Below are 9122 nucleotides of genomic sequence, written 5' to 3' on the forward strand. Positions count from 1 at the left end.
GTACGGCCCCGGCGGGCCGGCGCTCCCGGGCCCCCGCCGGGGCCGTACGCGTTCCCGGGCTCTCACCGCGCGGCCCGCTCCCTGCCCGCTTCCTGCCCACGCCGCGTCCGTCCGTCCGACGGGAACCATCCGGCGCCGCCCCGAGTCTTTGTCAATGCTTTACCATTCCATTGCCAAGACCCGACCTTCGGAGTGCCCGCACCGTGACCAGCCTCGCCCTCGGCCCGTCCTGGCTCGATCCGACCACCCTGATCTCCACCTTCGGCCTGATCGGCATCCTGGCCATCGTCTTCGCCGAGTCCGGCCTGCTGATCGGCTTCTTCCTGCCGGGTGACTCGCTGCTGTTCACCACCGGCCTGCTGGTGGCCGGCGGCACCTACCTGCACCAGCCGCTCTGGCTGGTCTGCGCGCTGATCGTGGTCGCCGCGGTGGCCGGGGACCAGGTCGGCTACCTCTTCGGCCGCAAGGTCGGCCCGAGCCTGTTCCGCCGTCCCGACTCCCGGGTCTTCAAGCAGGAGAACGTGGAGAAGGCCGCCGCCTTCTTCGACCGGCACGGGCCCAAGGCGATCGTGCTGGCCCGCTTCGTGCCGATCGTGCGCACCTTCACCCCGATCGTGGCCGGGGTGAGCAGGATGAACTACCGCGGCTTCGTGGTGTTCAACCTGGTCGGCGGCGTGCTGTGGGGCGGCGGGGTCACCGTGCTCGGCTACTTCCTGGGGCAGATCCCGTTCGTCCGGGACAACATCGAGGCCATCCTGGTCGGCATCGTGCTGGTCTCGGTGATCCCGGTGGCGGTCGAGCTGCTGCGGGCACGCCGCTCCGGCGCGGCCGCCGCCGACCGGCACCGCGCCGGGTAGGCGTCCGCCGCTCCGGCCACGGGACGCCGCGTACATGTGCGTCGGGCTGTTCGATCAGGCAAGGTGTAACCCGAGATCGAGCGGTGGCCGGCGGCCGCCAGGGGCGGCAAGGAGTGGAAGTGCCTAAGCGGGGCCGACCGGGTGCGGGCAAGCGGGCGAGGGGAGGCCGGGCGGCCCGACAGCCGCGGCAGGCGTCCCCGAAGCCGGTGCACCCCGCCGACGCCCCGCCCACCGAGGGCCTGCTCGGCCACCCCGCCCCGGTGGTCGAGCCCACCACCGTCGTGCCGCTCGTGCCGCCCGTCCCGGAGACCAGGGGCCTGCTGGCCCCGGAGCCCGAGCGGGTGTCCGAGCCGGTGCCCGCGTCCGTGGCCGGGCGGGTCGAGGACGAGCGCCCGGTCCGCCGCCGCTCGGTCGCCGAGGACACCCTCACCCCCGAGGAGTGGCGGGCGGCCGGCTACACCCCGCCCACCGGCATCCCGGTCCCGGACCTGACCGCCGGCGCCCCCGGCGAGGCGCCCTGGCCGGACCGGATGCGCACCCTGCTGCGCACCCCGATGTCCGAGCGCCCCGCCTTCGAGCGCACCGCCCGCGAGATGCACCCCTCCGCGGCCGTCACCCGCAACGTCCCGCGCATCCTCGACCTGACGCTGCGCATCGGCGAGCTGCTGCTGGCCAGCGGCGAGGCCGCCGAGGACGTCGAGGCGGCGATGCTCGGCATCGCGCACGCCTACCGGCTGGACCGCTGCGAGCCGCAGGTCACCTTCACCCTGATCGGCATCTCGTACCAGCCCTCGCTGGTCGAGCCGCCGGTCACCGCCGACCGCGTGGTGCGCCGCCGCACCTCCGACTACACCCGGCTCGACGCGGTGTACGCGCTGGTCGCGGACATCACCGCGGAGCAGGTGACGGTCAACGACGCCTACCGCCGGCTCGCGGCGATGCGCCGCAACCGGCACCCGTACCCGGCCTGGTTCCTCGCCCTGACCACCGGCCTGCTGGCCGGCGCGGCGACCTTCCTGGTCGGCGGGAAGATCGACGACAAGGCCTGGCTGGTGTTCGCGAGCGCCTTCGTCGCGGCCGTCCTCGGCGACCGGCTGGCCTCCGCCCTCGCCAAGCGCCGGCTGCCGGAGTTCTACCAGTTCGTGGCGGCCGCGATGCCGGCCGCGGCCTCCGGCATCATCCTCTCGCTCAACGACTGGGGCCTGCGCGGCTCGGTCGTGATCACCGGTGGCCTGTTCGCCCTGCTGCCCGGGCGCGCCCTGGTCGCCGCCGTGCAGGACGGCCTGACCGGCTTCTACATCACCGCCGCGGCCCGTCTGCTGGAAGTGGTCTACCTGGTCGCGGGCATCGTGATCGGGGTGATGGTGATCCTCTACCTGGGGGTCGGCTTCGAGGCGAACCTGCGCCCGGACGAGAGCCTGGTGGGCGTCAACTACCCGCCGGTCCAGATGGTCGCCGCGATGCTGCTGACCCTGGCCTTCGCGACGCTGCTCCAGACCGACCGCCGGACGCTGGCCCTGGTGACCGTCAACAGCGGCATCGGCTGGGCCAGCTACGGTGCGCTGGTGTACAACGCGGGCGTCAACCCGATCGCGGCGACCGGTGTGGCGGCCGGCCTGGTCGGCCTGTTCGGCCAGCTGATGGCGCGCTACCGCAACGGTTCGGCGCTGCCGTACGTGACCGCCGCGATCGGCCCGCTGATGCCCGGTTCGGCGCTCTACCTCGGGATGCTCGCCTTCGCCCAGGGGCACTCCAGCGCCGGTCTGGTGTCGGTCTTCCGGGCGGCGGCGATCGCGATGGCGCTGGCGGTCGGGGTGAACCTCGGTGGGGAGATCGCCCGGCTGTTCCTGAAGCTGCCGGTCGGCGCCGAGCGCCCGTCGCTCTACCCGGTCATGCCCCGCCGGGCGGCCAAGCGCACCCGGGGCTTCTGACCGGACGGCGACCCGGTGTTGGGGGAGACGTGGGCCCCGGGCCACGTCACGGCAGGCAGGACGCAGGACCAGGAACGAAGGTAAGACCCATGACGACACTGCTGGACGGCTACCGCGAGCACATCGTCGCCGCGCACAAGCAACCGCTGTTCCTGCTGCTGGTCGGATTCATCACCTCCTTCGTCTTCATCCGGTTCAGCGTCCGGATGATCCGCGCCCAGGTGCGCTGGTGGCCGGGCAACGTGACCCCGGGCGGCCTGCACATCCACCACATGGTGTTCGGCCTGGGCTTCCTGCTGCTCGGCGGCATCGGGGTGTTCGCCACCTACGGCGGGCACCCGTGGATCGACTGGTTCGGGCTGGCCTTCGGCATCGGCTGCGGCCTGGTGCTGGACGAGTTCGCGCTGATCCTGCACCTGGACGACGTGTACTGGAGCGAACAGGGCCGTAAGTCGGTGGACGCGGTGATCTTCGGCATCCTGTTCACCTCCCTGCTGCTGGTCGGGTACGTGCCGCTCGGCGTGGTGCCCGGCGAGGAGACCAGGTGGGGGCTGATCACGATCATCTCGGTGAACTCGCTGGCCTCGGTGGTCACCCTGCTCAAGGGCAAGGTGTGGACCGGCCTGCTCGGGATCATGGTCCCCGGCCTGTCCTGGATCGGGGCGATCCGGCTGGCCCGCCCGAGCAGCCCCTGGGCCCGCTGGCGGTACGCCACGCGCCCCCGGCGCCGGGCGCGTGCGCTGCGGCGCGAGCGCCTGCTGCACCGGCGCGCGGACCGGGCCCGCACCTGGCTCTTCGACCTGATCGCCGGGGCCCCCGACAAGGTGCCCGCCAACCACCCGGCCGCGCACCGGGTGGCCGAGCGGATGGCCGCCCGGGCCAGCGCCCACCTCGACGCGCACGCCGCCCGGGCGCTGGCCCGCCGTCAGGCCCGACTGGCCGACCGCCGCTCGGCGGCCGCCGCCGGGACGGCGGGGCGGGCCCCGGGTGCGGCGGACCCGGCGGTCGGGCCCGGTCCGGACCGCTCCCGCCTGGCGCAGCAGCGTCGCCGTACCGTCCGGGCGGGGCGCAGCCGGGCCTTCGCCGTCGGTCCGACCGGGCTGGAGAGCCGGCCCGCGCGGCACCCCAGGCTGCGGACGCACACCCGCCGGATCGGCCGGTAGCCCGCCCTGGCCGCCGCCCGCTCTCGTCCGCCCTTCGCGGCCCGCCTCGGGCGCCTGCTCGGAGCCGACATTTGGTCAGATCATCTGATCGTCACCCGACCGGCGGAGCACTTTTCCAGGTGTGAAGCCTGCCGGAATTGAGAACATGAGCGTCATGTGACCGTTCTGTCACGTGATGGGATGATTCATCGGACTCCCCGCCACCACCGGGCCGCCGGGCCGTCGCCCGCCCGCCCCGATGCCGCGCACCGTCCGACGCCGTCCCCTCCGGACCCGTCAGAAGGGATGATGTCGCGTGGCTCGCAGGCTCCTGCCGACCCTCCTGTTGTCCCTCACCGCACTGCTCGGACTGCTTCCCGCCGCCCAGGCCGCCCCCGCGCTCGGCGAACCCGTCACCGGTGTACCGGCGGTCGGCCGGCCCGCGGACGAGGAGCCGTACCCGACCACCGAGGAGATCGACCGGGCCCGGGCCGAGGCCGAGGGCAAGGCCTCCTCGGCCGCCGCCCTGGAGGCCGCCCTCACCGCCGCCCGGGCCGAGCTGGACCGGGCCGGGCGCACCGCCGAACAGGCCGTCGAGGCCTACAACGGCGCCCAGCTGGCCCTCGCCCGGGCCCGCGCCGAGGAGGCCGCCGCCGCACAGCGCGCCGCGGCCGCCGAGACCGAGCGGGTGGCCGCCGCCGAGGACGCGGCCCGGTTCGCGGCCGAGACCTACCGGCAGGGCGCGGGCGCCGAACTGTCCGCCCTCAACGCCCTGCTCGGCGCCCACGGCCCGCGCGAGGCGGGCGAGCGCGCCGCCGCGGTCGGCCAGGTCAGCGAGCGCACCCGGCAGATCCTGGACGCCGCCACCTCCACGGCCGCCGCCGCCCGCCGCGCCTCCGCCGAGGCCCGGGCCGCCACCGGGGCCGCCGGGAAGGCCGCCGCCGAGGTCGGCGCGGCCAAGGCCCGGGCCGAACAGCGGCTGGCCGCCCAGCAGAGCGAGGTGGCCGCCGCCGGGCAGCGCCGCGAGCAGCTGCTCGTCGAACTGGCCGCCGCCCGGAACACCACCGTCGAGCTGGAACGCCGGCGCCGCGAGGCCCTGGAGGCGATCGCCGCCCGCGAGGCCGAGGCCGCCGCCCGCGCCGCCGCCGAACAGGCCGCCCGGGAAGCCGAGGCCGCGGCGGCGGCAGAGGCGGCAGCGGCCGCCGCTGCCAGGGCCCAGGCCCCGCCCCCCGCCCGTCCGTGGTCCGCCGAGGGCGCGGCCGCCGCCATCGCCTTCGCCAAGTCCAAGATCGGCCTGCCCTACGTCTGGGGCGGCGAGGGCCCGGGCGGCTACGACTGCTCCGGGCTGACGATGATGGCCTGGCGCGAGGGCGGCCGGCAGCTCAACCACTTCGCCGCCGACCAGTACGCCCAGAGCACCCCGATCGGCTACCGCCAGCTGCGCCCGGGCGACCTGGTCTTCTGGACCGACACCGGCCGCGCCGCCGACATCTACCACGTCGGGCTCTACATCGGCGACGACCAGATGATCGAGGCCCCGCGGGCCGGCATGCCGGTCAAGCAGGCCAGCCTCTGGATCATGGGCACCCCGAACTTCTACGCCCGCCCCTGACCCCCGGGCCGGCGAGCCGCGGTCAGCACCTCGACGGGGGCGGTCGGCACCACCCCCTCGGCGGCGGCCGCGAGGGCGGGGTCGAGGGTGACCAGGGCGTCCGCCTGGAGCCGGGGCAGCGTGAGGTACTCGGCGTCCAGGGTGTCCGGCAGGCCGAGCCGCTCGGCGATCCGCCAGGCGGTGGCCTGCAGGACGCGGTCGCCGAGCAGCCGGATCCGCAGCGCCCGCACCGCGTCGAGCGCGCGTTCGGCGTCCCGCTCGGCCAACTCGCCCCGCCGGACGGCCCCGTAGAGGAGCGACAGCAGCTGCGAGCGCAGCAGGGTCGGGGCCGGCAGCTGGTGCCCGGCGGGGGCCGCGGCCCCGTCCCGGACCAGGTGGAGGGCCACCTCCGGAGTGATCACGTACGTGGCCATGGCGGTGGCGGCCTCCTCGGGGCGCGGGGATCGCCGACCAGTCAACTCCGGCGGGCGCCGCCCGTGGTGGACGCCACGAGGACCGCCGTGAAGGCCGTCACGAAGGCCGCCGCTCCGGCGGGCTACCGGTCGGCCAGGTCGGCCAGGGCCTGGCGGCTGTCGCGCAGCCGCACGACGGTCCAGCCCCAGGCGGCGGCGAACGGGATCGACACGAGGAACACGGCGAGCGCGCCACCGATCCGGCCGATCATCTCGGAGTCGCAGGCCTCCGCCATGTGGAAGCCGGTCGGCTCGTAGAAGGCCGGTGTGCCGCAGATCCCCGCGGCCGGGAGGAAGACCAGCCACAGCGCCCAGAGCCAGCCGGCCACGGTCAGCCCGCCGACCAGCTTCACCGCCAGCGACCAGCTCTCGTAGTCCTTCAGCCGGCGGACGTACTGGTCCTCCATGGTTCCCCCCGAAATCGGATCGTTTGTGCCTGAACCGGCACGAGGATGCCAGGTCGGGCCGCCGGGACGCCACTGTCGGCGGGTCGCGCTAGCGTGGCCGCCGGACCGGCACTGAGGAGGCGTCATGCGGCTGCGGGATGTTCGGGCGGGGGACGTCGAGGCGTACGTCCGGATGCGGTGCGACCCGGTGATGATGGCCGAGCTGGGCGGGCCGCTGCCCCGGGAGAAGGTGGAGGCGCGGCTGCGCAAGGACCTGGCCGAGGTGGCCGCGGACGGCGCCTGGATCAGGATGATCGTGCCGGACGGCGCCGGGGGCGACGAGGCCGCGGGCGTCGTCACGCTCTGGTCGGACGAGGAGGACGGCGTGCCGGTCTCCGAGATCGGCTGGATGGTGCTGCCCGAGTACCAGGGCCGCGGCCTCGCCAAGGCGGCCGTCCGCCTGGTGCTGGACGCCGCCGCCGAGGACGGCCGCTGGGGCGAGGTGCACGCCAACCCGGGGACGGCCAACGGGCCGTCCAACGGGATCTGCCGGGCGCTCGGCTTCCGGCTGCTCGGCGAGCGGGACCTGGACTTCGCGGACCGCGTCCTGCGGACCAACCACTGGGTGGTGGTGCCGGGCGAGCACACCGGGTCGCGCACGGAATAAATCGGATGCCGCCCCCGAAAGGCCGCCGTACGGTGGCCCCATGGGCAACAGCAACGATCACGCGGCCGTCGACACCGTGAGCGGGCTCCAGGTCCGGGCCGTCTCGGTGGACGAGGTCGCGGAGTGGAACCGGGCGCTCAACTTCGGCTTCCTGCGCCCCGAGGTGGCCGTCGCGGAGGACCTGCGCCGCCGCTACTGGGAGCCCGGCCGGATGCTGGCCGGCTTCGACGGCGAGCGCCAGATCGCCACCTTCCGCAGCTTCGACACCGAACTGACCGTCCCGGGCGGGGCCGTCGTGCCGGCCGACGCCATCACCAACGTCGCGGTCACCGCCACCCACCGCCGCCGCGGCCTGCTCAGCGCGATGATGCGGCGGGACCTCGCGGCCGCCGCCGAGCGCGGCAGCGCGGTCGCGATCCTGGCCGCCGCCGAGTACAACATCTACGGCCGCTTCGGCTTCGGCCCGGCCACCCAGGGCGCCGGCTGGAACATCGAGCTGCGCCGCACCCGCGGTCTGCGCGAGGGCCTGCCGGGCGTCCCCGGCGGCCGGACCGACTTCGTGACCATGGCGGAGCTGCGCGAGCTGGGAGCAGACCTGCACGAGCGCTGGCGGCGCACCCAGCCGGGGGCGATCGAGCGCGACACGCTCTGGTGGGAGCGCACCTCCGGCGAGGTGCGGGCGCCGGGCGACGAGTTCAAGGAGCCCTTCGCCGCCGTCCACCGGGACGCCGCCGGGGAGGTCACCGGCCTGGTGCTCTACCGGATCGCCAACAAGTGGGACGGCGCCTACCCCGACTGCAAGCTCACCGTGAGCGAGTTCATCGCCCTCGACCTGCCCACCGCCGTCGAACTGTGGCGCCTGGTGCTGTCGGTCGACTGGGTGTCCCGGGTCGAGGTGCCCAAGCTCGCCCCGGACGACCCGCTGCCGCTGCTGCTCCAGGACCCGCGCGCGGCCACCCCGCACGAGGACAACGGGGACCTCGTGTGGCTGCGGGTGCTGGACGTCGAGGCCGCGTTCGGCGCCCGGAGCTACGGCGCCCCCGGCCGGGTGGTGCTGGAGGTCGACGACAGGCTCGGCTACGCCTCCGGCCGTTGGGCGCTGGAGACGGCCGAGGACGGCACCGGCCGCTGCGTCCGGACCACGGACGACGCCGACCTCGCGCTCGGCGCCTCGGAGTTGGGCTCGCTCTACCTGGGCGCGGAGACGGCGTCGAGGCTGGCCGCGGCCGCCCTGCTCACCGAACTGCGCCCGGGCGCGGCCGCCGCCGCCGACCTGCTGCTGCGCACCCCGCTGCGGGCCTGGACGCCGACCGAGTTCTGATCCTGTGCGCGTGCCGGAGGCCGACCCGTTCGCGGGCCGGCCTCCGGCGTGACGACAGCCGCAACAGCCGCTCGGGGCTCAGGAGATGGTGTAGACCTGCTTGGCGCTCGCCCGGTAGGCGTCGATCGCCCACTCGCGCCACGAGCTGACGCGCAGCTCCAGCTTCTCGCCCTTGTTCAGGGTCCCGGAGACCTTCACGTCGGCGACGCGCGGCGACTTCTTGCAGTCCGCCTCGGCGGACTGCTTCCAGCTCTCGCCGGCGCCTCCGTACTCGAGCCACGCGGTGACCCTGCTGGCCACGTCGCAGGTCGCGTCGGCGGTTCCCACGAAGGAGTATCCGCCCTCGCCGTCCCAGGACAGCGTGCCCTTGACCGTGCCCAGGCCCTGGTAGTTCTTCACCCAGAGGTCGACGGCGGTGGAGCCGGGTGCCACCGAGTTCGGGGCCGCCACCGCGTGGGGCGCGGCCAGGGCCGTCGTGCAGGCGGCGAGCAACACCACGGGAGCCATGCGGGACTTGAGAGTCGAGGTCAGGGAACGCATGTGAACTGATCTCCTTGTCTTCCTGTCGGATTGCATGTTCACGCTAGATCGCCGCGGTGGGCGCTTCCATCCCTCGAACGGGTGAATGATCTTCGGCCAAATCGAAAATCCTGCCGACTTGATCCGGCTGGGGCATGGTGGTTGACGACAAGTCAGGGCGTGGATGGTGGGGTCCCGAAACGCATCCGGCCGGGCACTCCCGGTGGGGGAGTGC

Annotated in this window: 9 protein-coding genes; 6 read left to right on the forward strand and 3 right to left on the reverse strand. The window is 74.4% G+C overall.

The annotated features are described in order from the left end of the window. Positions 1 to 203 precede the first annotated feature (203 nt). The 4 genes from ACFRQN_RS38115 (at position 204) to ACFRQN_RS38130 (ending at position 5542) form a co-directional block, all read left to right on the forward strand. Positions 204 to 857, forward strand: coding sequence for a DedA family protein (locus ACFRQN_RS38115; RefSeq protein WP_049659017.1), 654 nt, complete (start codon positions 204 to 206; stop codon positions 855 to 857). A 119-nt stretch (positions 858 to 976) separates the two neighbouring features. Further along, positions 977 to 2788, forward strand: a complete 1812-nt coding sequence (locus tag ACFRQN_RS38120) for a threonine/serine exporter family protein (protein WP_380745187.1) — start codon at positions 977 to 979, stop codon at positions 2786 to 2788. A gap of 89 nt (positions 2789 to 2877) precedes the next feature. After that, entirely contained in the window at positions 2878 to 3951 is a 1074-nt protein-coding gene (locus tag ACFRQN_RS38125; protein ID WP_181970613.1) for a hypothetical protein, read from the forward strand. 295 nt (positions 3952 to 4246) lie between these two features. Further along, the gene (locus tag ACFRQN_RS38130) at positions 4247 to 5542 is read left to right on the forward strand and encodes a C40 family peptidase (RefSeq protein ID WP_380745189.1); all 1296 of its coding nucleotides are present in this window, start codon (positions 4247 to 4249) and stop codon (positions 5540 to 5542) included. Here the strand turns inward: ACFRQN_RS38130 and ACFRQN_RS38135 are convergent. Together ACFRQN_RS38135 and ACFRQN_RS38140 are read right to left on the reverse strand one after the other, a co-directional pair. Continuing rightward, positions 5527 to 5955, reverse strand: a complete 429-nt coding sequence (locus tag ACFRQN_RS38135) for a type II toxin-antitoxin system VapC family toxin (protein WP_380745191.1) — start codon at positions 5953 to 5955, stop codon at positions 5527 to 5529. The genes ACFRQN_RS38130 and ACFRQN_RS38135 overlap by 16 nt on opposite strands. Positions 5956 to 6077: 122 nt before the next feature. Next, positions 6078 to 6401 (reverse strand): hypothetical protein, encoded by a 324-nt coding sequence (locus tag ACFRQN_RS38140; protein ID WP_380745194.1) that lies wholly within the window; start codon positions 6399 to 6401, stop codon positions 6078 to 6080. A gap of 124 nt (positions 6402 to 6525) precedes the next feature. Here ACFRQN_RS38140 and ACFRQN_RS38145 point away from each other — a divergent pair, with 124 nt between their 5' ends. Together ACFRQN_RS38145 and ACFRQN_RS38150 are read left to right on the forward strand one after the other, a co-directional pair. Continuing rightward, positions 6526 to 7047 carry a GNAT family N-acetyltransferase gene (locus ACFRQN_RS38145; RefSeq protein ID WP_380745196.1) on the forward strand — a complete coding sequence of 174 codons (522 nt, stop codon included), beginning with the start codon at positions 6526 to 6528 and terminating at the stop codon, positions 7045 to 7047. Positions 7048 to 7087: 40 nt separating this feature from the next. Next, entirely contained in the window at positions 7088 to 8368 is a 1281-nt protein-coding gene (locus tag ACFRQN_RS38150) for a GNAT family N-acetyltransferase (RefSeq protein WP_049658674.1), read from the forward strand. Between the two features lie 78 nt (positions 8369 to 8446). Here ACFRQN_RS38150 and ACFRQN_RS38155 read toward each other — a convergent pair whose 3' ends face one another. Then, the gene (locus ACFRQN_RS38155) at positions 8447 to 8908 is read right to left on the reverse strand and encodes a hypothetical protein (protein ID WP_074001741.1); all 462 of its coding nucleotides are present in this window, start codon (positions 8906 to 8908) and stop codon (positions 8447 to 8449) included. Positions 8909 to 9122 lie beyond the last annotated feature (214 nt).

It is taken from the genome of Kitasatospora sp. NPDC056800, assembly GCF_042789775.1.
Classification (GTDB): domain Bacteria; phylum Actinomycetota; class Actinomycetes; order Streptomycetales; family Streptomycetaceae; genus Kitasatospora.

Excerpts from the sequence above, each read along its gene's own strand:
- ACFRQN_RS38140 (WP_380745194.1), bottom strand. The coding sequence starts at position 6,401 with ATGGAGGACCAGTACGTCCGCCGGCTGAAGGACTACGAGAGCTGGTCG.
- ACFRQN_RS38155 (WP_074001741.1), bottom strand. The coding sequence starts at position 8,908 with ATGCGTTCCCTGACCTCGACTCTCAAGTCCCGCATGGCTCCCGTGGTG.
- ACFRQN_RS38145 (WP_380745196.1), top strand. The coding sequence starts at position 6,526 with ATGCGGCTGCGGGATGTTCGGGCGGGGGACGTCGAGGCGTACGTCCGG.
- ACFRQN_RS38125 (WP_181970613.1), top strand. The coding sequence starts at position 2,878 with ATGACGACACTGCTGGACGGCTACCGCGAGCACATCGTCGCCGCGCAC.
- ACFRQN_RS38135 (WP_380745191.1), bottom strand. The coding sequence starts at position 5,955 with ATGGCCACGTACGTGATCACTCCGGAGGTGGCCCTCCACCTGGTCCGG.
- ACFRQN_RS38150 (WP_049658674.1), top strand. The coding sequence starts at position 7,088 with ATGGGCAACAGCAACGATCACGCGGCCGTCGACACCGTGAGCGGGCTC.